Source organism: Rhizobium sp. 0TCS1.26 (assembly GCF_050455525.1).
Classification (GTDB): domain Bacteria; phylum Pseudomonadota; class Alphaproteobacteria; order Rhizobiales; family Rhizobiaceae; genus Neorhizobium.
In genome coordinates this window covers 206,138-230,981 of the sequence record NZ_JBCIYV010000004.1, presented here as the reverse complement: position 1 = coordinate 230,981, position 24,844 = coordinate 206,138, and the positions used below count along the sequence as shown (strand labels likewise).

The 24,844-nt window shown below is 65.0% G+C and carries 26 protein-coding genes; 13 read left to right on the top strand and 13 right to left on the bottom strand.

Annotated elements, in window-relative coordinates:
- Positions 1–139 precede the first annotated feature (139 nt).
- The 3 genes from AAIH46_RS18860 to tenA all read left to right on the top strand — a co-directional run bounded on the left by AAIH46_RS18860 (position 140) and on the right by tenA (position 2,804).
- The gene (locus AAIH46_RS18860; protein ID WP_430307597.1) at positions 140–649 is read left to right on the top strand and encodes an invasion associated locus B family protein; all 510 of its coding nucleotides are present in this window, start codon (positions 140–142) and stop codon (positions 647–649) included.
- 245 nt (positions 650–894) lie between these two features.
- The gene (rlmN, locus tag AAIH46_RS18855) at positions 895–2,136 is read left to right on the top strand and encodes a 23S rRNA (adenine(2503)-C(2))-methyltransferase RlmN (RefSeq protein WP_430307596.1); all 1,242 of its coding nucleotides are present in this window, start codon (positions 895–897) and stop codon (positions 2,134–2,136) included.
- A 5-nt stretch (positions 2,137–2,141) separates the two neighbouring features.
- Positions 2,142–2,804: a thiaminase II gene (gene tenA, locus AAIH46_RS18850; RefSeq protein ID WP_430307595.1), complete on the top strand. Its 663-nt coding sequence runs from the start codon at positions 2,142–2,144 to the stop codon at positions 2,802–2,804.
- 16 nt (positions 2,805–2,820) lie between these two features.
- Here tenA and AAIH46_RS18845 read toward each other — a convergent pair whose 3' ends face one another.
- A complete protein-coding gene (locus AAIH46_RS18845) occupies positions 2,821–3,462 on the bottom strand; it encodes a LysE family translocator (protein ID WP_430307594.1) in 642 nt (213 codons plus the stop codon).
- 104 nt (positions 3,463–3,566) lie between these two features.
- A complete protein-coding gene (locus AAIH46_RS18840; RefSeq protein ID WP_430307593.1) occupies positions 3,567–4,421 on the bottom strand; it encodes an SDR family NAD(P)-dependent oxidoreductase in 855 nt (284 codons plus the stop codon).
- On the opposite strand from AAIH46_RS18840, the gene AAIH46_RS18835 reads away from it, so the two are divergent.
- The 3 genes from AAIH46_RS18835 to AAIH46_RS18825 all read left to right on the top strand — a co-directional run bounded on the left by AAIH46_RS18835 (position 4,414) and on the right by AAIH46_RS18825 (position 6,412).
- Positions 4,414–4,791: a type II toxin-antitoxin system ParD family antitoxin gene (locus tag AAIH46_RS18835; RefSeq protein ID WP_430307592.1), complete on the top strand. Its 378-nt coding sequence runs from the start codon at positions 4,414–4,416 to the stop codon at positions 4,789–4,791. The genes AAIH46_RS18840 and AAIH46_RS18835 overlap by 8 nt on opposite strands.
- Positions 4,788–5,078, top strand: coding sequence for a type II toxin-antitoxin system RelE/ParE family toxin (locus tag AAIH46_RS18830; protein WP_430307591.1), 291 nt, complete (start codon positions 4,788–4,790; stop codon positions 5,076–5,078). The genes AAIH46_RS18835 and AAIH46_RS18830 overlap by 4 nt, the downstream gene beginning before the upstream one ends.
- 110 nt (positions 5,079–5,188) lie before the next feature.
- Complete coding sequence (locus AAIH46_RS18825) at positions 5,189–6,412, top strand: argininosuccinate synthase (protein WP_430307590.1); 1,224 nt, start codon at positions 5,189–5,191, stop codon at positions 6,410–6,412.
- Positions 6,413–6,466: 54 nt separating this feature from the next.
- Here AAIH46_RS18825 and AAIH46_RS18820 read toward each other — a convergent pair whose 3' ends face one another.
- From AAIH46_RS18820 to AAIH46_RS18810, 3 genes are all read right to left on the bottom strand, one after another.
- On the bottom strand, positions 6,467–7,651 hold the full coding sequence (locus AAIH46_RS18820; protein WP_430307589.1) for a multidrug effflux MFS transporter: 1,185 nt from the start codon (positions 7,649–7,651) through the stop codon (positions 6,467–6,469).
- 29 nt (positions 7,652–7,680) lie between these two features.
- On the bottom strand, positions 7,681–8,154 hold the full coding sequence (locus AAIH46_RS18815; RefSeq protein ID WP_430307588.1) for a MarR family winged helix-turn-helix transcriptional regulator: 474 nt from the start codon (positions 8,152–8,154) through the stop codon (positions 7,681–7,683).
- Positions 8,155–8,275: 121 nt separating this feature from the next.
- Positions 8,276–8,581 carry a hypothetical protein gene (locus AAIH46_RS18810; RefSeq protein ID WP_430307587.1) on the bottom strand — a complete coding sequence of 102 codons (306 nt, stop codon included), beginning with the start codon at positions 8,579–8,581 and terminating at the stop codon, positions 8,276–8,278.
- A gap of 289 nt (positions 8,582–8,870) precedes the next feature.
- Here AAIH46_RS18810 and AAIH46_RS18805 point away from each other — a divergent pair, with 289 nt between their 5' ends.
- The 4 genes from AAIH46_RS18805 (at position 8,871) to ppa (ending at position 14,428) form a co-directional block, all read left to right on the top strand.
- Positions 8,871–10,964, top strand: coding sequence for a M3 family metallopeptidase (locus tag AAIH46_RS18805; protein WP_430307586.1), 2,094 nt, complete (start codon positions 8,871–8,873; stop codon positions 10,962–10,964).
- A 268-nt stretch (positions 10,965–11,232) separates the two neighbouring features.
- Complete coding sequence (typA, locus tag AAIH46_RS18800; protein ID WP_430307585.1) at positions 11,233–13,056, top strand: translational GTPase TypA; 1,824 nt, start codon at positions 11,233–11,235, stop codon at positions 13,054–13,056.
- Between the two features lie 198 nt (positions 13,057–13,254).
- Positions 13,255–13,761, top strand: a complete 507-nt coding sequence (locus tag AAIH46_RS18795; protein WP_430307584.1) for an N-acetyltransferase family protein — start codon at positions 13,255–13,257, stop codon at positions 13,759–13,761.
- A 133-nt stretch (positions 13,762–13,894) separates the two neighbouring features.
- Positions 13,895–14,428 carry an inorganic diphosphatase gene (ppa, locus tag AAIH46_RS18790; protein ID WP_430307583.1) on the top strand — a complete coding sequence of 178 codons (534 nt, stop codon included), beginning with the start codon at positions 13,895–13,897 and terminating at the stop codon, positions 14,426–14,428.
- Here the strand turns inward: ppa and AAIH46_RS18785 are convergent, their stop codons facing one another.
- A complete protein-coding gene (locus AAIH46_RS18785; RefSeq protein WP_430307582.1) occupies positions 14,429–14,743 on the bottom strand; it encodes a DUF167 domain-containing protein in 315 nt (104 codons plus the stop codon). It lies immediately after the preceding gene.
- Positions 14,740–15,060: a YggT family protein gene (locus tag AAIH46_RS18780; RefSeq protein ID WP_430307581.1), complete on the bottom strand. Its 321-nt coding sequence runs from the start codon at positions 15,058–15,060 to the stop codon at positions 14,740–14,742. Before AAIH46_RS18780 ends, AAIH46_RS18785 begins: the two co-directional genes overlap by 4 nt.
- A 104-nt stretch (positions 15,061–15,164) precedes the next feature.
- Between AAIH46_RS18780 and AAIH46_RS18775 the strand changes: the two genes are divergently transcribed.
- A complete protein-coding gene (locus AAIH46_RS18775) occupies positions 15,165–16,403 on the top strand; it encodes an MFS transporter (protein ID WP_430307580.1) in 1,239 nt (412 codons plus the stop codon).
- Between the two features lie 3 nt (positions 16,404–16,406).
- Here the strand turns inward: AAIH46_RS18775 and AAIH46_RS18770 are convergent, their stop codons facing one another.
- The 6 genes from AAIH46_RS18770 to hemC all read right to left on the bottom strand — a co-directional run bounded on the left by AAIH46_RS18770 (position 16,407) and on the right by hemC (position 22,673).
- A complete protein-coding gene (locus AAIH46_RS18770; RefSeq protein WP_430307579.1) occupies positions 16,407–17,168 on the bottom strand; it encodes a glutamine amidotransferase in 762 nt (253 codons plus the stop codon).
- Between the two features lie 10 nt (positions 17,169–17,178).
- The gene (locus AAIH46_RS18765) at positions 17,179–17,655 is read right to left on the bottom strand and encodes a TerB family tellurite resistance protein (protein ID WP_430307578.1); all 477 of its coding nucleotides are present in this window, start codon (positions 17,653–17,655) and stop codon (positions 17,179–17,181) included.
- Between the two features lie 9 nt (positions 17,656–17,664).
- Complete coding sequence (locus tag AAIH46_RS18760) at positions 17,665–19,353, bottom strand: heme biosynthesis protein HemY (RefSeq protein ID WP_430307577.1); 1,689 nt, start codon at positions 19,351–19,353, stop codon at positions 17,665–17,667.
- An 11-nt stretch (positions 19,354–19,364) separates the two neighbouring features.
- Positions 19,365–20,912, bottom strand: coding sequence for a COG4223 family protein (locus AAIH46_RS18755; protein WP_430307576.1), 1,548 nt, complete (start codon positions 20,910–20,912; stop codon positions 19,365–19,367).
- Between the two features lie 121 nt (positions 20,913–21,033).
- Positions 21,034–21,738, bottom strand: a complete 705-nt coding sequence (locus AAIH46_RS18750; RefSeq protein ID WP_430307575.1) for a uroporphyrinogen-III synthase — start codon at positions 21,736–21,738, stop codon at positions 21,034–21,036.
- A gap of 5 nt (positions 21,739–21,743) precedes the next feature.
- Complete coding sequence (gene hemC, locus AAIH46_RS18745; protein ID WP_430307574.1) at positions 21,744–22,673, bottom strand: hydroxymethylbilane synthase; 930 nt, start codon at positions 22,671–22,673, stop codon at positions 21,744–21,746.
- Between the two features lie 81 nt (positions 22,674–22,754).
- On the opposite strand from hemC, the gene tsaD reads away from it, so the two are divergent.
- Together tsaD and AAIH46_RS18735 are read left to right on the top strand one after the other, a co-directional pair.
- Positions 22,755–23,849, top strand: a complete 1,095-nt coding sequence (gene tsaD / locus AAIH46_RS18740) for a tRNA (adenosine(37)-N6)-threonylcarbamoyltransferase complex transferase subunit TsaD (RefSeq protein WP_430307573.1) — start codon at positions 22,755–22,757, stop codon at positions 23,847–23,849.
- A complete protein-coding gene (locus tag AAIH46_RS18735; RefSeq protein WP_430307572.1) occupies positions 23,846–24,832 on the top strand; it encodes an NAD(P)H-dependent glycerol-3-phosphate dehydrogenase in 987 nt (328 codons plus the stop codon). The genes tsaD and AAIH46_RS18735 overlap by 4 nt, the downstream gene beginning before the upstream one ends.
- Positions 24,833–24,844 lie beyond the last annotated feature (12 nt).

Below are 24,844 nucleotides of genomic sequence, written 5' to 3'. Positions count from 1 at the left end.
ATCCTGCCTTTGACTTGCCCTCCGCCCTGCCGTCGTTGACGGTTTGGTAACCGGAATTAAGTCAAAGTCTAACGGATCGCGACCAAGCCCGGCGCCTAGCCGCGCGGTCAGCCGTTAATGAGAAAACTGGCAGGACACAATGTTTCCAAGACAGATTGCCATCGCGTCGACCCTTCTGCTCGCCAGCGTCACCGTGGCAGCGGCGCAGGCGCCTTCGCCGACCCGGCTCGAACAGTTCAAGAACTGGGGCGCCTATTCGTACAAGTCCGGCAACAGCACGGTCTGCTACGTGCTGTCGGTGCCGACCACCAAGGAACCGGCCTCGGTTGATCACGGCGATATCTTCTTCATCGTCTCGCAGCGGCCCGGCCAGAACATCTCCTACGAGCCGCAGGCGATGATGGGCTACACGATGAAGGCCGATTCCAAGGTCAACGTCACCATCGACAAACGCAGTTTCGTCCTGTTCGTCAAGGACCGGGCGGCATGGGTGGAGAATGCGGCGGAAGAGCCGGCGCTCGTCGCGGCCATGAAGACGGGCTCCAGCATGACCGTCAAGGCAACCTCGCTGCGCGGTACGACGACCAACTATGCCTATTCGCTGGCCGGCGTCTCGCAGGCGCTGAAGAAGATCGAATCCTGCAAGTAAGCGGATGACCCCATGTGCGATGCGGCCGGCCTGCAAGTGCCGGCCGTTTGGCGTTGGCCCCTGTCTGGTGCAGGTCTGCCTTTTCGTCTTGGATGGTGACGCGGCGCGGATTTGATGGTAAACGGCGCCACGAGATGCGGTCCGACCCCCTGTAGTGCCGGCCGCCGACGCACATTCACACGAGACAGCACGGATCGCAACGGCGTCTTCACGCCGCCGCCTATCCGTTCAACGGGATCATGAGCATGTCTGTTTCCGAAGCCATGGTGATGGCGGATACCGTGAAGAAGCCCCTGGTGGCGCGCCCGGAGCTGATGTCCGAGAAGCCGTCGCTGATCGGCTTGACGCGCGACGAGCTCGCCGATGCGCTGCGCGACAAGGGCGTCTCCGATCGGCAGGTACGCATGCGCGTCAGCCAGATCTGGAACTGGCTCTACGTGCGCGGCGTGTCCGATTTCGACGCGATGGTCAACATTGCCAAGGACTTGCGCGAGGTGCTGAAGCAGCACTTCACGATCGCCCGGCCGGAGGTCGTCGAGGAGCAGGTGTCGAACGACGGCACGCGCAAGTGGCTGCTGCGCTTTCCGGCGCGCGGTGCCGGCCGCCCTGTCGAGGTCGAGACCGTCTACATCCCGGAGGAAGGCCGCGGCACGCTGTGCATTTCGAGCCAGGTCGGCTGCTCGCTCACCTGTTCCTTCTGCCACACCGGCACGCAGCGCCTGGTGCGCAACCTGACAGCCGAGGAAATCCTTGCCCAGCTGCTGCTGGCGCGCGACCGCCTGGGCGATTTTCCCGATCGCGCGGCGCCGCAAGGGACGATCATGCCGGCCGAGGGCCGCAAGGTCTCCAACATCGTGATGATGGGCATGGGCGAGCCGCTCTACAATTTCGAGAGCGTCAAGACGGCGCTGCTGATCGCCACCGATGGCGATGGCCTGTCGCTGTCGAAGCGCCGCGTGACGCTGTCCACGTCTGGCGTCGTGCCGGAAATCTTCCGCACCGGCGACGAGATCGGCGTGATGCTGGCGATCTCACTGCATGCCGTGCGCGACGAGTTGCGGGACATGCTGGTGCCGATCAACAAGAAGTATCCGCTGAAGGAGCTGATCGAAGCCTGCCGCACCTATCCCGGCCTGTCGAACGCCCGCCGCATCACCTTCGAATACGTGATGCTGAAGGACGTCAACGACAGCCTGGAAGACGCCAAGGAGCTGATCAAGCTGCTGAAGGGCGTGCCGGCGAAGATCAACCTCATTCCGTTCAACCCGTGGCCGGGCACCAACTACCAGTGTTCCGACTGGTCGACGATCGAGAAGTTCGCCGACTTCATCAACCAGGCCGGCTACGCCTCGCCGATCCGCACGCCGCGCGGTCGCGACATCCTGGCCGCTTGCGGTCAGCTGAAGTCCGAATCCGAGCGGATGCGCAAGACCGAACGGATGGCTTTCGAGGCGATGATGATCGCCGGCCACGGCGAGGACGATTGATCCGCATGCCGTCGCCGTTCGAGCGTCTGAAGGCGGAAAACGCGGTCGAGTGGCGCAGCTACTGCGAGCACCGGTTCGTGCGCCAGCTCGCCGACGGCACGCTGCCGGAGGCGTCGTTTCGGCATTACCTCAGCCAAGATTACCTGTTCCTCATCCAGTTCGCCCGGGCCTGGGGGCTTGCCGTCTACAAGAGCCGCGATCTGTCCGAAATCCGCCAGGGGCTGGAAAGCCTGAAGGCGATCGTCGACGTCGAGATCGGTCTGCATGTCGGCTACTGCGCCGCATGGGGCATCCCCGAGACGGAACTGGCGGGGCTTGCCGAATCCCGGGCGACGCTCGCCTATACGCGCTATGTGCTGGATGCCGGCATGAGCGGCGATCTTCTCGACCTGCATGTGGCGCTGGCGCCGTGCATCATCGGCTACGGCGAGATTGCCGTGTGGATCCGCAGCCAGCCGTCGACCCGTGTCGCCGGAAATCCCTATGCGGACTGGATCGAGATGTATGCCGGCGACGGTTATCAGGCGCTGGTACGTTCAGAGCTCGACTGGCTGAATGCGCGGCTGTCGCAGGTCGATGATGCGCGGATGCAGCGCCTGTCGACGGTGTTCCGCGATGCCACCCGCCTGGAGGCGGATTTCTGGCAGATGGGTCTGGATCTCAGCTGAGCCGGCAGCGCCTTGATCAACGCGCCTGCGTCAGGAAGATCTTTGCGGCAAAGACCGAAAACACGCCGGCGAACGTGTAGTCGATGCCGCGCAGCACCTTCGGGTTGGCCTGCAGCCAGCCCGCCAGCCTGTCGGCTGCCAGGATCGCCCCAATGTTCACCGGCATGCAGATGACGATGAAGTAGAAGCCGAGGAATATCAGTTTTTGGGTGACGCCCGGATCGCCGGCGGTGACGAACTGCGGCAGGAAGGTCATGAAGAAGATGATGACCTTGGGGTTGAGCAGATTGACCCAGAAGCCGGTCGAGATATTGGCGAGCGCGCTGCTGGCGCCCTGGTCGACCCGCTCTACCGACAGGCTCGATCCGTAGCGGATCGCCTGGATCGCCAGCCACAGAAGATAGGCGGCGCCGCCGGTCTTCAGCATGAAGAAGGCGGTCGGCGAGGCAGTGATCAACGCCGAAATGCCGAACGCCACCAGCAGCGTGTGGCAGACGACGCCGAGGCTGGTTCCGACGACGACGAACAGCGCCGGCTTCGGCCCCTGCGCCAGCGCACGGCTGATCGACAGGGTCATGTCGGGCCCCGGCGTCAGCGCCAGAAGCATGCCGGCGGCGGTAAAGGCGATGAGGGTGGCGATGTTCGGCAGGAAGTCCATGGCGGCCTCGACAGCGTTGGCTGCGTGAGGTTTAGCCGGACCGGCCCGTCTTGCCAATCCCGGCGCCACGGCAATCGGCTTGCGGCGGCGCCGGTCGCTAGTTGCTACTGCTTCAGGTGATCGGCGAACACCTGCGCATAATCCTTGTGCCAGCGCGACAGCGGCGGACGGTTGTTGATGATGTCGCCGGCGGCCCAGGCAATCCGCTTCTCGTCGGTCACGCGGTCCACGTCGTTGTCCGGGCAGAGGATGTAGAAGTCGCCGCCTTCGAGGCGCTCCATCATGAAGTCGACGGTCTGCTCGGACGTCCAGGCGGCTGCCGGCTTTTCGGTGCGGCCGTTGGCGGTCAGCCCGGTATAGACGAAGCCGGGGATCAGCAGATGGGCGGTGACATTGCAGCCCTCGGTGTTGCGCAACTCGTGCTGCAGCGCTTCGGTAAACACCTTCACGCCGGCCTTTGCGACGTTGTAGGCGGGGTCGCCGGGCGGCGTGGTGATGCCCTGCTTGGATCCGGTATTGATGATCAGCGCCGGCTCGCCATGGCCGATCATGTTCGGCGCGAAGGTGCGCGTGCCGTTGACGACGCCCATCAGGTTGACCGCCAGCACGTTGTCCCAGTTGGCCTGCGGGCCGAAGAGGCTGCTGCCGGGCTGGATGCCGGCATTGTTCATCAGCACGTGTACGCGGCCGAAGCGCTGGATGACGGCGCGCTCCAGAGCCTGCAGTTCATCGATCCGCGCCACGTCGGTGCCGATCGCCACGACGTCGGTCTCGCCGTCTTCGGCAAGTGCCGCCACGGTGCGGCAGGCTTCCGCCAGCCTGTCGCCTTCGAGATCGACGAGCACGACGCACATGCCGAGCCGGGCAAACTGCTTGGCTGCGGCCAGTCCGATGCCGGATGCGGCTCCGGTGACGACGGCGACGTTGTCCTTCTTCAGAGCGGGATGATTGATGGCCATGGAAGTCTCCTCGACGACGCGTCGGTTCAAAGTTCTGGTGTGTTTGAAGGCTTGGCGGCATATGGTAACATCCCGCCTATCCGTCAACATGACGGTATCTCGAACGGGAGCCGACCTGATGGGCGAGATCACATCGATCACTGTGGATGAGGACCTGGCCTCCTTCGTCAGGCAGCAGGTGGACAAAGGTCTCTATGCGTCCGAAAGCGAGGTTGTCGAAGACGCGCTGCGGCTGCTGAAGGAAAGCGACGAGGCATCCCTTAAAGAGCTTCGCGCCGCGATCGAGGAAGGCGAGGCATCGGGTGAGCCGCAGCCTTTCGACTTTGATGCCTTCATAGAAGAGAAGCGCCGTCGCAATGCCGCGCGATGAAGACATTGGTCATATCACCGCGTGCCAGTGCGGATATCGATGAGATCTACGACTATACCGAGGGTCGCTGGGGGCAGGATCAGGCAGAGGATTACACCTTTGGGATCCGCAGCGTTCTGGAAGAAGTATGTCGCGGAACAAGATCGGGGAAGTCCATCAATGAGATCCGCGAAGGTGCCTGCTCTCTGTCTTACCGATCGCACTACCTGATTTATCGGGAGCGATCGCGCTCCGTCGTCTTGATCCGCATCCTTCACCGCAGAATGCAGGTAGCCCGGCACCTCTAACGGCTGGGTTGGCGCCCTTGCGCCATGCGGCAAACTCGCTAAAAGTGCGGCATCCCCGCTATGACGGCTTGACCAGAAGCCGCCACCACTCGCAGACGGACATATACGATATGGCACTCCCCAAAGACGTGAAGAAAGTCGTTCTCGCCTATTCCGGCGGTCTCGACACCTCGATCATCCTGAAGTGGCTCCAGACCGAACTCGGCGCCGAAGTCGTCACCTTCACCGCCGATCTCGGCCAGGGTGAAGAGCTCGAGCCGGCCCGCAAGAAGGCCGAGATGCTTGGCATCAAGGAAATCTTCATCGAGGACGTCCGCGAAGAGTTTGTCCGCGACTTCGTCTTCCCGATGTTCCGCGCCAATGCCGTCTACGAAGGTGTCTACCTGCTCGGCACGTCGATCGCCCGTCCGCTGATCTCCAAGCACCTGATCGAGATCGCCCGCAAGACCGGCGCCGATGCGATTGCCCACGGTGCCACTGGCAAGGGTAACGACCAGGTTCGCTTCGAGCTGTCGGCCTATGCGCTGAACCCGGACATCAAGATCATCGCGCCGTGGCGCGACTGGGCCTTCAAGAGCCGCACCGACCTCTTGAAGTTCGCCGAGGAGAACCAGATCCCGGTCGCCAAGGACAAGAAGGGCGAGGCGCCGTTCTCGGTCGACGCCAACCTTCTGCACTCCTCCTCGGAAGGCAAGGTTCTGGAAGATCCCTCGGTCGAGGCGCCCGAATACGTCCACATGCGGACAATTTCGCCGGAAGCCGCCCCCGACAAGGCGACGACCATCACGGTCGGCTTCGAAAAGGGCGACGCAGTCTCGATCAACGGCGAGCGCCTGTCGCCGGCAACGCTGCTCGCCAAGCTCAACGATCTTGGCCGCGACAACGGCATCGGTCGCCTCGACCTCGTCGAGAACCGCTTCGTCGGCATGAAGAGCCGCGGCGTCTACGAGACCCCCGGCGGCACGATCCTTCTGTCGGCGCACCGCGCGATCGAGAGCATCACGCTGGACCGTGGTGCAGCTCACCTCAAGGACGAGATCATGCCGCGCTACGCCGAGCTGATCTATTACGGCTTCTGGTTCTCGCCGGAGCGCGAAATGCTGCAGGCGCTGATCGACAAGAGCCAGGAGCATGTCGAGGGCGAAGTGACGCTGAAGCTCTACAAGGGCAATGTCATGGTCATCGGCCGCTCGTCTGCGAAGTCGCTCTATTCCGACCAGCTCGTCACCTTCGAGGACGACCAGGGCGCCTACGACCAGAAGGATGCAGCCGGCTTCATCAAGCTGAACGCGTTGCGCCTGCGCACGCTCGCCAAGCGCAATCTCGGCAAGTAACCGCGCCTGCTGTCGACCCAAATAGCCCGCTTTCCACCTGGACAGCGGGCTATTTCATGTCTGCGGCCTGGATCGCGAGAGCTGCCTCAGCCAGATGAAACCGGCCACCGCGCTGAGCTCCATGACCGGAATGATGATGCCGAAGGCGTGCAGCGGGTCGCCGACGATCGCTGCTGCGGTTCCGCCGACAAAACCCGCCGACATCTGCAGGAAGCCGGTCAGCGCCGAGGCCGAGCCGGCAATATGCGGAAAGGGCGCCAGGCTGAGCGTGATGATGTAGGGGCTGAGGAAGGCAAGGCCGAAGGTGCAGATCGCCACCGGTCCCATGATCGACAGGAAGAACGGCTCCAGGAAGGCGACGGAGGCCGCCATCGCCACAGCCCCGATGCCGCAGAGCAGGATGCCGGTTCGCGCTGCCTGCAGGCCGCCGATCCGCCCGACGACGAGCTTCAGCGCCACCGAGCCCATCAGGTAGAAGCCGGACTGCATCAGCATGCCGATGCCGAATTCCATCGGCGCCAGCCCGACGCGGTTGATCAGCACGAAGGGCAGCATGGTGGCCTGGGCATAGAGCGCGCCGATCGTCCCGCTAAGCACCATCGCTGCGGCCAGGAACTGGGGGTTGCGCGCCACCTCGACATAATTGCCGATCAGCCGGGCCGGCTGCAGCCGCGATCTGTCCGGCAGCACCGTTTCGCGCAGGAAGCGCATGGTGGAGAAGGCGGCGATCAGCCCGAAGCCGATCATCAGCAGGAAAACGGCATGCCAGCTGAAGGCCGCCAGCATCAGACCGCCGAGCGTCGGCCCCATGGCCGGGCCGATGGCGAGGAAGATGCCGATGGTGTTGAGGATGCGTGAGGCGTCCGGTCCGCTGAACAGGTCGCGGACAAGCGCACGGCCGACCACCACGCCGACCGAGGCGCCGATGCCTTGGATCAGCCGCGCCGCAAGAATGAACTCCACCGTTGGGGCGAAGGCCGCCAGCAGCGAGCCGGCGAGATAGATGACCAGGAAGGCCAGCGTCACCGGCTTGCGGCCGAGGGCGTCGGACAGCGGTCCGGCAACCAGCTGGGCAAGGGCAAAGCCGGCGAAGAACATCGACAGGCTGAGCTTGATCGCCGCCTCGGTGGTGCCGAAGGCCAGCACCAGCTGCGGCATGGCCGGCGTGTAGATCGCCATGGAGATCGGCCCGAGTGTCGTCAGCAGCGCGCCGAGAACGGTTGTCCGGCGCTCGCTCATGCGCGGTCTGCGGGGGTCATGCGCAACGGTCACGGAGAGACCGTCTTGTCGTTTGCCGGGGCAGCCTCGGCCTGCAGATTGCCGGTCATCGTCTCCAGCGAATGCCGGAGACACGCCACTTCTTCGGCGGACAGGCCGTCTACGGCCTGCGTCACGACCGCGGCAATCTCGGTTCGCAGCGCGGCGATCAGCGGTTCGGAGGCGGGCGTCACGGTAATCCGCTTGGCGCGCCGGTCGGTCGGGTCGGGCTGGCGGTCGATCAGGTCCATCGCCTGCAGCTTGTCGAGGTACGTGCATACGGTCATGGGCTCGACGCCCATGCGTGCGGCAATCTCCATCTGCCGGCAATCCTTCAGCGTGTGGACGCTGAGCAGCGTGCGGGCCTCGCCGGGGGTGATGCCAAGCCCGGCGTCTGCAATGCGCCGCTCGAAGCCGTTGCGCAGCAGCCTGGCGCCGTCGGTCAGCAGAAAGCCGAGAATATGCATGTCTGGTTGAGTGCCCATACGTCCGTGCCGGTTGATAAGGCACCCTGACTATCTTTCACGCCGCAGACAATCAATAACCGGCGATGCCGCAGGGACGCTCGTGAAAGTGAACGGCGCAGGCGCCGTGCGTGATCGCGCCTCAGCTGCGCATGAAGGCCAGCACGGAGGTGAAGGTTGAAGCGTTCTCGCCGTCGCCGAGCGCCGATGCCAGGTCACGCTGCTCGCGGAAGTAGGACTGGAAGTCGAATTCGGTATCGTCGGTAACACCGGACAGGTCGAGGACCGTGCCGGCGGAATCGACCGCCTCCATCGGCAGTTCCTGGGCAAGCGCAATGTAGACGTCTTGCGGAATCTGGCCGGCGACATATTTCTGCAAGGCGACTTCGCGCAGCAGACGTGGCGAGACGGCGGAATAATCCAGTTCCGACGGCGCAATGCCTCCCACCTCGAATACGGGCTGCGTATCCGTGGGAACGGTAAACTGCGGATGTTCTGTTCTGGTGTTGCGAGCCTGCTCTCGATGAAGCAAGCTGCTCGACCAGTGCAAGGAAGTTATTTCCACGACACGATATCCATGATCATCGGATATGATGGTGGGTCTAGACAGCGGTCAGCAAGGGGTCAATTCTTAATAATGAGTTAATATTTCTTGTATTGCCTTGACTTAGCTTCCGCATCCGACGGCTCTTCTCTTGGATGCCGGCCACCAGCACCAGCAGCAGAGGACGAACTTCATGACCGATCACCCGCCCATCAATCCCGCCCTCGTGGAATGGACCGGGCAACACGGCATGCCGCATTTTGACCGCGTCGGCGACGATGATTTCGCTGCAGCCTTCGATGCGGCACTTGCCCGTCACGACGAAGAGATCGCCGGCATCGCGGCACAGAGTGAAGCACCGACCTTCGACAACACCATCGTCGCGCTGGAGGTGGCGGGCGACGACCTGTCCCGCGTCTCGGCGCTGTTCTGGAATCGTGCCGGCGCCCACACCAACGACGTCATCCAGGCACTGGAGCGCGACATCGCGCCGAAGATGTCGCGCCATTATTCGCGCATCGCCATGAACGAGGCGCTGTTTCGCCGCGTCGATGCGCTGTGGAACGGTCGCGAGGCCCTTGACCTGACGGTCGAACAGGGGCGGGTGCTGGAGCGCCACTGGAAGGGCTTCGTGCGGTCCGGCGCCAAGCTGTCGCGGGATCAGCAGGAGCGGCTGGCGGCCATCAACGAGACGCTTGCGGGGCTCGGCGCCCGGTTTGGCCAGAACGTGCTCGGCGACGAGAAGGAATGGTCGCTGCCGATCGCTTCGGACGAGGATCTGGCCGGTCTGCCGGCCTTCCTGCGCGATGCGATGGCCGGTGCGGCGCGCGAGCGCGGAGCAACCGACGGATCCTATGCGGTCACCCTGTCGCGCTCGGTGATCGAGCCCTTCCTCAGCTTTTCCAGCCGCCGCGACTTGCGCGAGAAGGCGTTCGAGGCCTGGGTGAGGCGCGGCCAGAACGGTGGAGAACGTGACAACGTGGCCGTCGTCCGCGAGATGCTGGCGCTGCGGGCGGAAAAGGCAAGCCTGCTCGGCTACGACAGCTTTGCTGCCTACAAGCTCGACGACACGATGGCCAAGACCCCGGACAACGTCAACGATCTGCTGATGAAGGTCTGGAACAAGGCGCGCGCCAAGGCGCTCGAAGAGGCGTCCGACCTCGAGGGGCTGATGGCCGAAGACGGCATCAACGGACCGATCCAGCCATGGGACTGGCGATATTACGCCGAAAAGCTGCGCGAGCGGATGTTCGATTTCTCCGAGGCCGAGCTCAAACCCTATCTGCAGCTCGAAAAGATCATCGAGGCCTGCTTCGACGTCGCCACCCGGCTGTTCGGCGTGACGATCACCGAGCTGAAGGGCGTTGCCGCCTATCATCCGGACGTGCGGGTGTTCGAGGTGCGCGACGAGGAGGGCAGCCTCAAGGCGCTGTTCCTCGGCGACTATTTTGCCCGGCCGTCGAAGCGTTCCGGCGCCTGGATGAGCTCGTTCCAGAGCCAGCACAAGCTGCCGCTGAAGAGCGGCGCAACCGGCGAACTGCCGATCGTCTACAACGTCTGCAACTTCGCCAAGCCGGCACCGGGCAAGCCGGCGCTTTTGTCCATCGATGATGCCCGCACGCTGTTCCACGAGTTCGGCCACGGCCTGCACGGCATGCTGTCGGATGTCACCTATCCGTCCGTCGCCGGCACCGGCGTGTCGCGCGATTTCGTCGAGCTTCCCTCGCAGCTTTACGAGCACTGGCTGACGGTGCCGGAAATTCTTACCCGCTACGCCGTCCACTACGAGACCGGCGAGCCGATGCCGAAGGCGCTGCTCGACAAGGTGCTGGCGGCGCGGACCTTCAATGCCGGCTTCAACACCGTCGAGTTCACCTCGTCGGCGCTCGTCGACATGGCGTTCCACACGCAGGGTCCGGTGGAGGATCCGATGGCGGTGCAGGCCAAGGTTCTGGAGTCGATAGGCATGCCGTCCTCCATCGTCATGCGCCACGCGACGCCGCATTTCACCCACGTGTTCTCCGGCGACGGCTACTCGGCCGGCTACTATTCCTACATGTGGTCGGAAGTTCTCGATGCCGATGCCTTCGCCGCGTTCGAGGAGGCCGGCAACCCCTTCGATCCGGTCATGGCGCGCAAGCTGAAGAACAACATCTATGCGGTGGGCGGCTCCATCGATCCGGAGGCGACCTACACCGCCTTCCGCGGCAAGCTTCCGGATCCGCAGGCGATGCTGAAGAAGAAGGGCCTGTCGATGGTCAGTGAACTTTCCGGCAGCGACGCCTGATATTTCCCGAAGACATGCGGTCGCCGTTCATGACGCAATGAAGGGCGACCGGTAAATTGCCGTAAGCGCCTGTCGAGGCACCTCAATCCGACGATCGGGGCGGTGGTCGGTGGCATAGATAAACCTGCGCCGGGAGCGTGTCTGCCGGCGTCATCGGGCGGTCGTCGCACCGAACCCCTTTCGCATTTGCGAAAAACAGGGTATGAGCCCGCCAACGTAATTTGGCGCGGTCTGTTGGATCATATGCGCCACAGCCCAGAGAACCAATATGAAAATTCGCAATATCGCGATCATTGCGCACGTTGACCATGGGAAAACGACCCTTGTCGACGAACTCCTGAAGCAGTCCGGCTCGTTCCGCGAAAACCAGCGCGTTGCAGAACGCGTGATGGATTCGAACGACCTCGAAAAGGAACGCGGCATCACCATTCTCGCCAAGGCGACTTCGGTTGAATGGAAGGGCGTCCGCGTCAACATCGTCGACACCCCCGGCCACGCCGACTTCGGCGGCGAAGTCGAGCGCATTCTGTCGATGGTGGATGGCGCAATCGTTCTGGTCGACTCGTCGGAAGGCCCGATGCCGCAGACCAAGTTCGTCGTCGGCAAGGCGCTGAAGGTCGGCCTTCGCCCGATCGTCGCGATCAACAAGATCGATCGCCCGGACGGTCGCCATGAAGAAGTCATCAACGAAGTCTTCGACCTGTTCGCAAGCCTCGACGCCACCGACGAGCAGCTCGACTTCCCGATCCTCTACGGTTCGGGTCGCGACGGCTGGATGAACGTCAATCCGGAAGGCCCGAAGGATCAGGGTCTCGCACCGCTGCTCGACCTGGTGCTGAAGCACGTTCCGGAGCCGAGCGTCGGCGACGAAGACGGCGCCTTCCGCATGATCGGCACGCTTCTCGAAGCCAACCCCTTCCTCGGTCGCGTCATCACCGGCCGTATCCATTCCGGCTCGATCAAGCCGAACCAGGCCGTCAAGGTTCTGGGCCAGGACGGCAAGCAGATCGAAACCGGTCGTATCTCGAAGATCCTCGCGTTCCGCGGCATCGAGCGCACGGCCATCGATGAAGCCCATGCCGGCGACATCGTTGCCATCGCCGGTCTCTCGAAGGGCACCGTTGCCGACACGTTCTGCGATCCGTCCGTGACCGAAGCGCTGGAAGCCCAGCCGATCGACCCGCCGACGGTCACCATGTCCTTCCTCGTCAACGACTCACCGCTTGCCGGCACTGAAGGCGACAAGGTAACGAGCCGCGTCATCCGCGACCGCCTGTTCAAGGAAGCCGAAGGCAACGTCGCACTGAAGATCGAAGAAGCCGAAGGCAAGGACTCGTTCTTCGTGTCCGGCCGCGGCGAATTGCAGCTGGCCGTCCTGATCGAGACCATGCGCCGCGAAGGCTTCGAACTTGCTGTGTCGCGTCCGCGCGTCGTGATGCACAAGGATGAGAACGGCGTTCTCATGGAGCCGATCGAAGAAGTCGTGATCGACGTCGACGAGGAACACTCCGGCGTCGTCGTGCAGAAGATGTCCGAGCGCAAGGCCGAGATGACCGAACTGCGTCCTTCGGGCGGCAATCGCGTTCGTCTGGTGTTCTTCGCGCCGACCCGCGGCCTGATCGGCTATCAGTCCGAGCTTCTGACCGACACCCGCGGCACGGCGATCATGAACCGCCTGTTCCACGACTACCAGCCGTTCAAGGGTGAGATCGGCGGCCGTTCGAACGGCGTGCTCCTGTCCAACCAGTCCGGTGAAGCCGTGGCTTATGCCATGTTCAACCTGGAAGATCGCGGCCCGATGATCATCGAGCCCGGCGAGAAGGTCTACATGGGCATGATCGTCGGCATCCACACGCGTGACAACGACCTGGAAGTCAACGTTCTGAAGGGCAAGCAGCTGACCAACATCCGCTCGGCCGGCAAGGACGAAGCCGTCCGCCTGACGCCGCCGATCCGCATGACGCTGGACCGCGCGCTGTCTTGGATCCAGGACGACGAGCTGATGGAAGTCACGCCGAAGTCCATCCGCCTGCGCAAGATGTACCTCGATCCGAACGATCGCAAGCGCTTCGGCAAGGCCCGCGTCGCCTAAGGCGCCGGCACCAGTCTTCGAAAAGCCCCGGTAAAAGCCGGGGCTTTTTTTATGTGCGCCGGCTGCCCGAAGGCTTGTTCAAGAGATTAAAAGAGCGTTAAATTCTGTCTGGTCGCCCGCGCAATATGTCTGTGGGCAAGGCTCTCCAACGCCATTCCGGAATGGCGGATCGGCTGCGGCGAGGTCAGAAGTAACGTCATGAAGACACTATCGATCGACGTCAGACGCGCCGAACTGCGGGATGCACGGGAAGTGTCGGAGGTCCACCGGCTCGCCTGGACGCAGACCTATGCCGGCATCATTCCGCACCGGCCGCTGACCGAGATGCTGGAGCGCCGCGGCGAAAGCTGGTGGCGGCGTGCGGCCGAGGGGCCGGCCACGCTGCTGGTCCTCGACGTTGCGGGTACCATCGCCGGCTATGCGACGATCGGCCTCAACCGGGCGCGTGCGCTGCCGCAGGACGGCGAAATCTACGAGCTTTATCTGCGGCCGGAGTTCCAGGGGATCGGCATGGGCCGCCGGCTGTTCGGCGAGGCGCGCCGGCTGCTGCGCTCGCTCGGCTGCAACGGGCTTGTCGTCTGGTGCCTCGAAGATAGCGACAGCGCGGTGCGGTTCTTTCGTCGGCATGGCGGGCTCGATCTGGCGGAAGGCATGGAGGATTTCGCCGACGTGCGGCTGCGCAAGATCGGCTTCGTCTGGCCCTAGCCGTCTTCTCCGACATCTGCAGACATGCTGAAAAAGCGCCTGTATCCGCGCTCCCACCGGCACGGGTCCTGTTGCAATGCAGGGATTTTGACAGTATCGAGGCGTACCCAATTTAACGCTCTCGGGGAGAAACATGCGTATCGATGCAATCAAGATCGGCAAGAATCCGCCGGAAGACGTGAACGTCATCGTCGAAGTTCCGGTCGGTGGTCACCCGATCAAGTACGAGATGGACAAGGATGCCGGCGCACTGGTCGTCGATCGCTTCCTCTACACGCCGATGACCTATCCGGGCAATTACGGCTTCGTCCCGCACACCCTGTCGGAAGATGGCGATCCGGTCGACGTTCTGATCTGCAACACCCGTCCGCTGGTTCCCGGCTGCGTCATCAACGTGCGTCCGATCGGCGTGATGATCATGGAAGACGACGGCGGCAAGGATGAAAAGATCCTGGCGGTTCCGTCGCCGAAGCTTACCCAGCGTTACGACAAGATCAACAACTACACCGATCTGCCGGAAATCACGCTGAAGCAGATCGAGCACTTCTTCGAGCACTACAAGGATCTGGAGCCCGGCAAGTGGGTGAAGATCGGCGGCTGGCAGGGCGTCGACGTCGCCAAGCGCCTGATCGTCGAGGCGATCGACCGCTACAACGCCCAGAAATGATCAGCGCTTCAAAAGCGCATCCAGCCTGACCATCAAATCCTCCGGGTCGCCATCGATCCGGAGGATTTTTTTGCGCGCCGTTTCGCCGGAAACAAAGCTGATCGAGGATTTCGGCAGCCGCGCCCATTTGCCGATGAGGGCGATCAGCGCCTTGTTCGCCTTGCCGGCCTCTGGCACCGCCGTGACGCGCGCCTTCAGGAAGACCTCGCCGTCGGCGGAGGTCTCCATCCCTTCGATCATGTCTCTGGAAGCGTTCGGCGTCAGCCGGACCGAGAGCCGCAGATGGTCGCGATGCGCGGTGAACGCGCTTGTCACATGACGGCCGGCACGATCGTCGTCCACATTAGCGAGCGGATGAAGAAGATGATCAGCAGCAGGATGACCGGCGAGATGTCGATGCCGCCGAGGTCGGGCAGGATCCGGCGGATCGGCCGCAGCGCCGGCTCGGTGAGGTTGAAGAGCATCCGCCCGATCGAGTTGACGAACTGGTTGCTCGAATTGATGACGTTGAATGCATAGAGCCAGGAGAAGATGGCGCTGATGATGAGAACCCATGTATACAGGTTCAAGGCCAGGTCGATGGTCTGAAACAGCGCGAGCATCCAAGTCTCCATTTCTCGGTTGACAGACATGTAGACATTGGCGACTTAGGCGGCAAGTGCCGAGGCCAGCCTCATGGCGATTCATGTTAACGGGCGTTCCAGGCGCTGGAAACGACCGGTGGAAAGCGTTCCCGATGTCGATGACAGCTTCTGACGATCGCTTTGCCGCCTTCCGGCACAGCTCCTATACGCGTTTCTTCTTCTGCCGGTTTCTCGCCGCCTTCGCCATCCAGATCGTCAGCGTCTCGGTCGGCTGGCAGATGTATGACGTCACCGGCAACGCCCTTTATCTCGGGCTGATCGGCCTCTTCCAGTTCCTGCCGTCGTTGATCCTCATGCTGGTGACGGGAACGGTCGCCGACCGCTACAATCGCCGGGCGATCGTCGCCGGCTGCCTGATGCTCGGCAGCCTGTGCGCCGCGGCCCTGCTGTTCCTCACGGTCACTGGACAGTTTTCGCCCTGGCCGGTGTTCGGCATCCTGATCGTCTTCGGGATCGAGCGTGCCTTCATGGGGCCGGCCGTCCAGTCGCTGGCGCCGAACCTGGTGCCGGAGCATGCGCTGCCCAACGCGGTGGCGTGGAATTCATCCTCGTGGCAGACGGCGTCGATCGTCGGTCCGGTCGCCGGCGGCCTGCTCTACGGCGTCAGCGCCACCGCCGCCTACTCCGTCGCGCTTGCCTTCATGCTGGCCGCAGCGCTGCTGATCATCAGCATTCCGAAGCCGCCGCAGCGCACGTCCTCGAAGGCCGTCAACCTGTCGACCATCCTTGCCGGCTTCCGGTTCATCTGGAGCGAGAAGGTGGTGCTGGGGGCGATCTCGCTCGATCTGTTCGCCGTGCTGCTCGGCGGCGCCGTGGCGCTGATGCCGATCTTTGCCCGCGACGTGCTGGATCTCGGCCCCTGGGGGCTCGGGCTTCTGCGTGCCGCGCCCGGCATCGGGGCGATCGTCGTCGCGGTGCTGCTCGCCGCCTATCCGATCCGCCACCATGCGGGCGTCGCGATGTTCATCGGCGTCGCGCTGTTCGGCGTCGGCACCGTGGTCTTCGGCCTGTCCACGGCGCCCTGGCTGTCGATCGGCGCGCTGATGCTGATGGGCGCCTCCGACATGATCTCCGTCTACGTGCGCGAAAGCCTGATCATGCTGTGGACGCCGGACGAGGTTCGCGGCCGGGTGAATGCCGTCAACATGGTGTTCGTCGGCGCCTCCAACGAGCTCGGCGAGTTCCGCGCCGGCACGATGGCGCACCTCATCGGCGCGGTTCCGGCCGTGGTCATCGGCGGCTTCGGCACGCTGGCGGTGGCGGTCGTCTGGGCGATGAGCTTCCCGAAGCTGCGCCGGATCGACAGCCTCGACGCGCCGTCCAACCCTTGAGAATCAGAGCGCGGCTTCGAGCGTGGCCGCGGCCAGCGGCGGTCGGCGCGCCTCGCGGTCGAAGACGAGATCGAGGAAATCCGACAGCCAGGCTTTCAGCGGCTGGTCGAAGATCATCCGGCCCTCCAGGTGCTCGCGGCCCTTCTGGGCATTCGGCATGATGAAGCGGTGCGCGCCGTGCACGACCCAGCGCTGCATCATGGCGCGGGTCAGCTCCGCGTGGAACTGCACGCCCCAGGCATTGTCGCCGTAGCGGATTGCCTGGTTGGGATAGGCATCGCCCTGCGCCAGCAGATGGGCGCCGCGCGGCACGTCGAAACCCTCGCTGTGGAAATGGTAGACCATCTTCGGCCAGCGCATCAGCAGACGCCCGTGCTCGGTGGCGTTCAGCGGATACCAGCCGATCTCGGTCAGGCCCTGACGGTGCGGCGCGACCGATCCGCCGAGGTTGCGGACCATCATCTGGGCGCCGAGGCAGATGCCGAGATAGGGCTTGTTCTCCTTCAGCGGCACGGAGATCCAGTCGATCTCCGCCTTGACGTAGTCGTCGGGATCGTTGGCGCTCATCGGACCGCCGAAGATCACCGCGCCTGTATGTCCGGCAAGCGTCTTGGGCAGCGGATCGCCGAGAACCGGGCGACGGATATCGAGGGGAAAACCCTTGTCGATCAGCATCTGCCCCACCCGGCCGGGCGAGGAGCGCTCCTGGTGGAGCACGACAAGGATGGGAGCTTTCTTCGAAGCGCTTGGAGGCATGGTCGGCATTCGTCTTTCCTCAGTCTCCTCCCGCATCGCCTCCCACGGTTCGCGCGGCCACCTTCTGCCGCTCCAGCACGCGGTCCCGCGACGAGACACCCAGAAGATCGGCGATTCTCCAGATCACGTGATCTTCCATCTCGCTGCGTTCGCCATCGGCATAGACGAGATCCCAGAGGGCTCCCACCAGGGCGACGCATTCATCGGGGCCGAGATGCCGCTTAAGATCGGAGGTAAAGCGGTAATAGTCAACCGCCTCGGAGCCCGCCTCGCGGCCGACGTCCATCAGTGTCTGCAGATGGCCCTTGTCGAGCTGGTAGCGCTCGCGCAGCAGGCTCTCCAGCCGCTGCTTCTCCTGCTCGGAGATCCGCCCGTCGGCCTCCATGACCTGGAAACAGAGGGCCGCGAAGGCGACGCGCGGATCGTCCGGGGCAAATTCATTCTGGGGACGGTCGCCCGTGAGGTCCTGGAAGAAGTCGAGTATGCGGTCAAACATCAAGCGGGCTCAGAACAGTTTGAGGCGGGTATTGGGTTCTGCGGGATTGCGCTCGTCCTTGACGCCCGGATCGTCCGGCGGACGTCCGTTGAACGGATCGGTGGCGTCTTCGTCGCCGGACTTCTCGGCACCTGCGGCGGCTTCGCCGGTAACCACGGTGGCCGGCGGCACCGGGCGGAGCGGTTCCGCCTTCGTTTCGACAGCCACGGGCTGCGGGGTCGAAACCACCGTCAGCGGCGGCTTGCGGGCAAGCGGCGGCTCCTCGGTGATCGACGTCTCCGACATCGGGTCGATGCGTGGCTCGGCGGGCGGCGTCTCGGACCGCTGCTCTTCGACATCCGTGCGGATGGCGGGGAGGTTGGACAGGGCAGTCTCGGCGGCCAGTGTGCCTTCCTCGATCGGACCTTCCAGCTGACCGAACGGGCGCTTCCACTCGAAGGCGTCAAGGCGGCCGGTCACCGGCGAGACCGGCAGCCAGCGTTCGGACACCACGCCGTCGGCCACCCAGGACGGATCGCGCGGTGCGCGCAGCGCCTGCGCCATCCAGTGGCGGATACGGCCCTGGTCGCCGGTTTCGCTCTCCTCGATGTCGGCCAGCAGCATGTAGGCGCTTTCGCGCGGATCCATGCGCAGCGCCGCCTCGGCCTTCGACCGGGCCCTGGCGAAATCCTGGGTATCGAGCGCCGCCTGGGCAACCGCCAGCAGCGATTCCGGATTGTTCGGCTTCAGCGCCTCGAGCTTTTCGGCACGCTTCAGGCGGTCGGCTGCGCTGTCGCCGCTGCGGGCGCGGACATAGGTGGCGGCGAGCTCCGGATGCGGCTCGATCTTCCACAGCCCCTCGATCACCGAGGCCGCCTTGCGCACATTGTCCTCGCGCAGATAGGACTTGGCAGCGATGATGGCGGCCGGCACCAGGTCCCGTGCCAGCTTCAGGGCGGCCTTGGCGTCGTCGCGGGCCCCCTTCGGATCGCCTTCCAGACGTTCGCCGGCGCGGGCCGTCAGCAGCACCGCCTTCCAGCGGTCGGCCTGCTTGCGGTCGATGACGTTGGCGATCCGCTGTTGGTCGAGCAGTCGCATGGCGTCTTCCCAGCGGCCGGCCTGGCAGCGGTATTCCAGCGTCGCCTCGGCAGCCCAGGGCAGATAGGGCGCTGTTTCGGCCGCGGCTTCCGCGTATTGACGGGCAGCATCGTTGGCGCCCAACCGGCGTGCCTCGATGTAGAGGCCGCGAAGGCCGATCTCGCGGGTTTCCGGATCCTCGGCCATCGCCGCGAACTTTTCGCGGGCTTCCTCGTGTCGACCCTCGATCAGCGCCGTCTGCGCCTCCAGAAGATGGATCAGCGGCTCCTGGTCGGCGCGCAGCAGGCCGCGGGCACGCGCCGTCATCTTGCGGGCAAGCAGGGCATTGCCGGCACCGGCGGCGATCAGGCCCGTCGACAGCGCCTGGTATCCGCGGTCACGCTTGCGGGCGCGGAAGAAGCGGCGCATCGAATGCGGCGACGTCCAGATGGTCTGGATCAGCCACCAGAGGAACATGACGGCAAAGATCAGCGCGACGATGGCGGTCGCTGCCACCATCAGGCTGGTTTCCAGCAGATGGTTCTGCCAGGTGATCGAGATCAGGCCGGGACGATCGGCGAGCCACGAAAAGCCCCAGCCGAGAGACAGCGTGACGATCGCGAAGACAAACAGACGGATCATTCAGGGTCTCCTCAGCCGTTCGAACCGGCGCTGGTCATGGCACGGGTCAGCGTGCCGCTCGTCAGGTCGTCGACCTTGATGCGGGCGTCGAGCGCCTGGCCGAAATCGGCGCCGGCCTGTCGGCCTGCTTCGGGAAGTGCGTTCCACTCCGTCTGGGCGGCCTTCAGGTCGCCGGTCCGGACGCGCTCTTCGAGGCGGGCGATGATGGCTTCCGGCGTATCGCCCTCCACATTGCCGACCGGCCGAACCGTGACCATGCGCATGGCGCTCGACATCAGCCGGCCGGCGATGCCCTGGTCGGCAGGCGGCTGGTGGATGGCATCAAGGATGGCGCCGCTGGCGGCAGGCAGGCGGCGGACCAGTTCGGCTTGCGTCGGCACGCCTTCAGCGGCGAACGGCCGAAGCCCCTCGACCGCCGCATCGTCCGGCGCCACGCTTGCAAGCGTCTGCAGCTCGGCTTCGAAGGAGCCGCCGCGCTCGGTGGCGGATTTCAGAGCCGCTGCGGCCAGCGCCAACGCCAAGGCCTGTTCGGGGCCCGGCTGATCGACCTTGGTCTCGACAGCGGCGATCCGCTGGTCGAGTTCGGCACGTCCGGCGGTCTGCGTCTGGCTTGCCGCCTTCAGACCATCGAGTTCACTCCGCAGCGCCGCGACCTGCTCGTTGAGCTGGCCTGCATCGTCGGTGGAACCGGCGGCTTCAAGCGCTGCGATGCGATCCGACAGGTTGCCGTCTGCCGCCGGGCGCGCTTCCAGGCCGGCAATCTGCTGGCGCAGGGCGTCGAGTTCGGCGGAGCTTGCGGCGGACGGTTGGCTGCTCGGCGCCGGCAGGTACCCGGCATACTGCATGCTTCCAGCAAGCAGCAGCGAAACCAGGCCGCCGATGATGCCGGAGGCGACCAGCGCCGGTCCCAGGCTGCTTTTCTGCGGCGGTGTGGTTGCAGAGGTCGGACGCGGTGCCTCGGATGCCGGACGCGGCATCTCCGGCGGGTTCTTCGGCGGCGGCGGAGCACCGGCGCCGATCGTCGGCTTCACGGTCGATTCCTGCTTCGGATCGGAAGGCTTGGTGTCGAGCGGCTTGGCTTCCACAGGCTTGGCATCCAGCGGTTTGGCGCCGATCGGCTTGTCCGCGATCGCGCCCGGTCCGGCAGCGCTTGGCAAGACCGTCGGCGGCACGGTCGGCGCTCTTGCCGGTGCAGGTTTGGCGTTCTCCACCGGGTCACGCAGAACGCTACCGCCAGTGCTGGCGGTCGAGGCGGACACATTCGGCATCTTCGGCTCAGATGTCTTCGGCCCGGGCGCCTTCGGCTCAAGCGTCTTCGGCGCGGGCTGCGGAGATGGGGTCGCAACGGTGGCCGTCGGATCGGATGTCACCGGCTCGCCGTCGGCAGGCGTGCTCTGCGCGGGACCTTTCTGGGCAACGGCGTCCTGTTTCGCCGTTACTGCGTCGGTATCGTCGCTGCGCACCGGCTCGGCGATCGGGCCGACCTCATCGGCTGCCAGGTCGATCGTGACCGGTGTCTTTCCCGGGCGGGAACGGCGGGGCGGCTTTTCGGAAACCATGGCAACCTCATTCTGGACTGTCTGCCGGCTCGGCTGACTGCGGGGCGAGCTGTCTTCTAAAACCTAGTCAGCCGGGCGGTGGATGGAAAGAGGCTGGACGGATTTTGGTTCCCGCACCCGATCAAAGTAGAAGAAGAAGCTGTTCTTCGCTCGGCTCCGGCGCCACCCGGATCGTGCCGAAGCTGTCGGCCGGCAGGGCGTCGGCGATCGTGCGGCTGAGGCAGAAGGCGGTCATTCGCGCCAGGTCGGGCAGTGCGTGCCGGAGCGCGGGATGATTCATGAAGATGCGGGCCGCCTCGCTCGAATAGAACAGCACCGCATCCGGGTGCGGCGACAGGGCCGTGAGTTGCTCGGCCTTCAGGGCCGCCGGCCTCATCGAATAGACCTCGACGGTGCGGAAGCGGATACCGGCTGCCGCAAGCCCCGCCTCGAAGAGCGCCGATCGCGGCCGCCCCGCAAGGTAGAGCACGTCCTGCACGCCGTCGCAGGCAAGCTTTTGCGCAAGACCGGCACCCGTGCCGGGTCCGGCTGTCACCTGGCGGAAGCCGAGATTTCGTGCCGCCGTGGCACTTGCCGTGCCGACGGCATGGACGGGCGTATCGAAGGCCGGCTGCAGATCAGCTTGCTCCACCGCCGACAGGGTCCGGACCGCTTCGGCGCTGGTGATGGCAATCACCGCATGCGGCAGGTGCAGCGCCTCGGCCGCCGCCTGCGGCCGGTGTTCGGGCTCCGTCAGCGGCAGAAGAACGGCGTCGTGACCCATCGCCGCAAGCCGGTCGGCGGTGCGCCGGCCGCCGATCTCCGGGCGGGTCACGATCACCCGCATCGGCGTCAGGTCCAGTCGGCGAAGAAGCCGGGTCCGGCGGCGGTGCGCACCATGGTGCCGGCCTGGTTACCGATCCGCAACGCATCGCGACGGTGCCCGTCCAGTTCGACTGCGTGTTCCTGCGAACCGTCGGGCGTCAGGATCAGGCCGCAAAACCGCAGGTGGTCGCCGTCGCAGACGGCGTAGCCGGCGATCGGCGTGCGGCAGGATCCGTCGAGCGCGCCGAGAAAAGCCCGCTCGCAGGACACCGCGTCATAGGTCGGTGCATCGTTGATCGGCTCGAGCAGGTCGAGGATGCGGCAGTCGCCGATGCGGCTCTCGATGCAGATCGCCCCTTGCGCCGGGGCCGGCGGGAAATCGCGCGGATCCATGACGTCGGTTGCCACCTCCGGCATCGACAACCGGTTGAGGCCGGCCATGGCGAGAAGCGTCGCATCCGCCTGGCCTTCTTCCAGCTTGCGAAGCCGGGTTTCCACCAGGCCGCGGAAGGTGATGACGGAGATGTCGGGTCGCCGGCGGCGGATCAGCGCCTGGCGGCGCAGCGACGACGAGCCGATCGTCGCGCCTTCCGGCAGAGCCATCAGGCTCGGTGCGGTGCGGCCGATGAAGGCATCGCGAAAATCCTCGCGCGGCAGGAAGGCGGAAAGCTCCAGCCCGTCGGGCAGGGCGGTCGGCATGTCCTTCGATGAGTGCACGGCGAAATCGAGGTCGCCGGCCGAAAGCTGGGCTTCCAGCTCCTCGGTGAACAGGCCCTTGCCGCCGACTTCGGCCAGCGACCGGTCGGTGATCCGGTCGCCCTTGGTCGACAGCACGACGATCTCGAACATCTCCTCCGGCAGCCCGTGCGCCACCATCAGCCGGGCGCGCGTCTCGGCCGCCTGGGCCAGCGCCAGCGGGCTTCCGCGCGTGCCGATGCGGAAAGGTTTTGTTTGCATCTCTCGTCATCCGTTGTTACGCGATAGCTTCGTAACCGGCTTTGCCCGGCATCGCAATTCGCCCGAACGCCTCCCGGACCCATGACCCGCCCCTTGCGCATTCTCGGTATCGAAACCAGCTGCGACGAAACCGCCGCATCCGTTGTCGTTCGCCATGAGAACGGGCAGGGCGAGATCGTCTCCGACGTCGTTTTGTCGCAGCTCGAGGAGCACAGCGCTTTCGGCGGCGTGGTGCCGGAGATTGCCGCCCGCGCCCATGTCGAGGCGCTCGACGGGCTGATCGAGGAGGCGCTGTCGCGTGCAGGCATCGGCCTCAAGGACATCGATGCGGTGGCGGCAACCGCTGGCCCTGGGCTGATCGGCGGTCTGCTCGTCGGCCTGATGACCGGCAAGGCGATTGCCCGGGCGGCGGCCAAGCCGCTCTATGCGATCAACCACCTGGAAGGCCATGCGCTGACGGCGCGGCTGACGGACGGCATCGAGTTTCCCTATCTGATGCTGCTGGTATCGGGCGGCCATACGCAGCTGGTTCTGGTCAAGGGCGTCGGCGAATACGAGCGCTGGGGCACCACCATTGATGACGCGCTGGGCGAGGCCTTCGACAAGACGGCAAAGCTGCTGGGGCTGCCCTATCCGGGCGGTCCGGCGGTCGAGCGCGCCGCGCTGTCCGGCGATCCGACGCGCTTCGACCTGCCGCGGCCGCTGGTCGGCGAGGCGCGGCTCGATTTTTCGTTTTCCGGCCTGAAGACCGCCGTGCGGCAGGCGGCAACTGCCATCCAGCCGCTCACCGAACAGGACATCGCCGACATCTGCGCCTCGTTCCAGCGGGCAATCTCGCGCACGTTGAAGGAGCGCATCGGCCGCGGCCTGTCGCGCTTTCGCGAACGTTATCCCGGCATGCAACAGCCGGCACTGGTGGTCGCCGGCGGCGTCGCGGCAAACCAGGTGATCCGCACGACGCTGCAGGACCTCTGCGCCGAACATCGTTTCCGCTTCATCGCGCCGCCTCTGCAGCTTTGCACCGATAATGCCGCGATGATCGCCTGGGCGGGGCTTGAGCGCATGGCAGCCGGTCTTGCGGAAGACGAACTCTCGGTCGCGCCGCGCTCACGCTGGCCGCTGGACCAGGCGGCAGCGGCGCTGATCGGATCCGGCAAGCGGGGTGCCAAGGCATGAGCAGGGAGAAGATCGCCGTCATTGGTGCCGGCGCTTTCGGCACGGCGCTTGCCACCGTCATCGCCCTGGAGGACAAGGCCGACGTGACGCTGATCGGCCGTGATGCGTCGCTGATGGCCGACCTGCGCAACGACCGGGTCCACGATGCAGCACTTCCGGGCGTCTCGCTGCCCGACGCGCTGGCCTTCTCGGCCGAGCCGGACGCACTCGCCGATGCCGACATCGTGCTGTTTGCCATGCCATCACAGGCACATGCGGATGCGGCACGACATTACGGGCCGTATCTCGCCGCGGATGCGATCATCGTCAGCTGCGCCAAGGGCATCGAGCAGGCCTCCGGCCGGCTGCTGAGCGAGGTTCTGGAGCAGGAGTTGCCGCATCACGCGGTGGCGATCCTGTCCGGTCCCGGCTTTGCCGCCGATATCGCCCGCGGTCTGCCGACGGCAATGGCCGTGGCCGCTGCCGATCAGGCGGTCGCAGAGCGGCTCGCGCATGCCGTCTCAAGCCGGAGTTTCCGGCTCTATGCGTCGACTGACCGGATCGGCGTGCAGCTCGGCGGGGCGCTGAAGAACGTGCTGGCGATCGCCTGCGGCATCGTCGAAGGTGCCGGGCTCGGCGATTCCGCCCGTGCCGCGCTGATTGCCCGCGGGCTAGCCGAAATGTCCCGACTCGTCACCGCCATGGGCGGCCAGGCAGACACCGTGCGCGGTCTCTCGGGCCTTGGCGACCTGGTGCTGACCGGCACCAGCCACCAGTCGCGCAACCTGCGCTTCGGCATCGGCCTGGGCCAGGGTCATCCGGCGCAGATGTCCGGCGGGCCGCTGGTCGAAGGCGCCTATACCGCGACCATCGCCGCCGATCTTGCCGCCCGCCACCATGTGGAACTGCCGGTCACCGATGCCGTGGCCGCCATCATCGAGGGCCGGCTCGACGTCGCCGCGGCGATGCAGCAGCTGATGACGCGCCCGATCACCACCGAATAATTGCGACAGGAG

Excerpts from the sequence above, each read along its gene's own strand:
- AAIH46_RS18735 (WP_430307572.1), top strand. The coding sequence starts at position 23,846 with ATGAGCAGGGAGAAGATCGCCGTCATTGGTGCCGGCGCTTTCGGCACG.
- tenA (WP_430307595.1), top strand. The coding sequence starts at position 2,142 with ATGCCGTCGCCGTTCGAGCGTCTGAAGGCGGAAAACGCGGTCGAGTGG.
- AAIH46_RS18780 (WP_430307581.1), bottom strand. The coding sequence starts at position 15,060 with ATGTCTGTCAACCGAGAAATGGAGACTTGGATGCTCGCGCTGTTTCAG.
- AAIH46_RS18805 (WP_430307586.1), top strand. The coding sequence starts at position 8,871 with ATGACCGATCACCCGCCCATCAATCCCGCCCTCGTGGAATGGACCGGG.
- ppa (WP_430307583.1), top strand. The coding sequence starts at position 13,895 with ATGCGTATCGATGCAATCAAGATCGGCAAGAATCCGCCGGAAGACGTG.
- AAIH46_RS18830 (WP_430307591.1), top strand. The coding sequence starts at position 4,788 with ATGAAGACATTGGTCATATCACCGCGTGCCAGTGCGGATATCGATGAG.
- AAIH46_RS18860 (WP_430307597.1), top strand. The coding sequence starts at position 140 with ATGTTTCCAAGACAGATTGCCATCGCGTCGACCCTTCTGCTCGCCAGC.
- AAIH46_RS18770 (WP_430307579.1), bottom strand. The coding sequence starts at position 17,168 with ATGCCGACCATGCCTCCAAGCGCTTCGAAGAAAGCTCCCATCCTTGTC.
- AAIH46_RS18795 (WP_430307584.1), top strand. The coding sequence starts at position 13,255 with ATGAAGACACTATCGATCGACGTCAGACGCGCCGAACTGCGGGATGCA.
- AAIH46_RS18755 (WP_430307576.1), bottom strand. The coding sequence starts at position 20,912 with ATGGTTTCCGAAAAGCCGCCCCGCCGTTCCCGCCCGGGAAAGACACCG.
- AAIH46_RS18775 (WP_430307580.1), top strand. The coding sequence starts at position 15,165 with ATGTCGATGACAGCTTCTGACGATCGCTTTGCCGCCTTCCGGCACAGC.
- AAIH46_RS18765 (WP_430307578.1), bottom strand. The coding sequence starts at position 17,655 with ATGTTTGACCGCATACTCGACTTCTTCCAGGACCTCACGGGCGACCGT.
- tsaD (WP_430307573.1), top strand. The coding sequence starts at position 22,755 with ATGACCCGCCCCTTGCGCATTCTCGGTATCGAAACCAGCTGCGACGAA.
- AAIH46_RS18820 (WP_430307589.1), bottom strand. The coding sequence starts at position 7,651 with ATGAGCGAGCGCCGGACAACCGTTCTCGGCGCGCTGCTGACGACACTC.
- rlmN (WP_430307596.1), top strand. The coding sequence starts at position 895 with ATGTCTGTTTCCGAAGCCATGGTGATGGCGGATACCGTGAAGAAGCCC.
- AAIH46_RS18815 (WP_430307588.1), bottom strand. The coding sequence starts at position 8,154 with ATGGGCACTCAACCAGACATGCATATTCTCGGCTTTCTGCTGACCGAC.
- AAIH46_RS18760 (WP_430307577.1), bottom strand. The coding sequence starts at position 19,353 with ATGATCCGTCTGTTTGTCTTCGCGATCGTCACGCTGTCTCTCGGCTGG.
- AAIH46_RS18835 (WP_430307592.1), top strand. The coding sequence starts at position 4,414 with ATGGCCATGGAAGTCTCCTCGACGACGCGTCGGTTCAAAGTTCTGGTG.
- hemC (WP_430307574.1), bottom strand. The coding sequence starts at position 22,673 with ATGCAAACAAAACCTTTCCGCATCGGCACGCGCGGAAGCCCGCTGGCG.
- AAIH46_RS18825 (WP_430307590.1), top strand. The coding sequence starts at position 5,189 with ATGGCACTCCCCAAAGACGTGAAGAAAGTCGTTCTCGCCTATTCCGGC.
- AAIH46_RS18750 (WP_430307575.1), bottom strand. The coding sequence starts at position 21,738 with ATGCGGGTGATCGTGACCCGCCCGGAGATCGGCGGCCGGCGCACCGCC.
- AAIH46_RS18840 (WP_430307593.1), bottom strand. The coding sequence starts at position 4,421 with ATGGCCATCAATCATCCCGCTCTGAAGAAGGACAACGTCGCCGTCGTC.
- typA (WP_430307585.1), top strand. The coding sequence starts at position 11,233 with ATGAAAATTCGCAATATCGCGATCATTGCGCACGTTGACCATGGGAAA.
- AAIH46_RS18845 (WP_430307594.1), bottom strand. The coding sequence starts at position 3,462 with ATGGACTTCCTGCCGAACATCGCCACCCTCATCGCCTTTACCGCCGCC.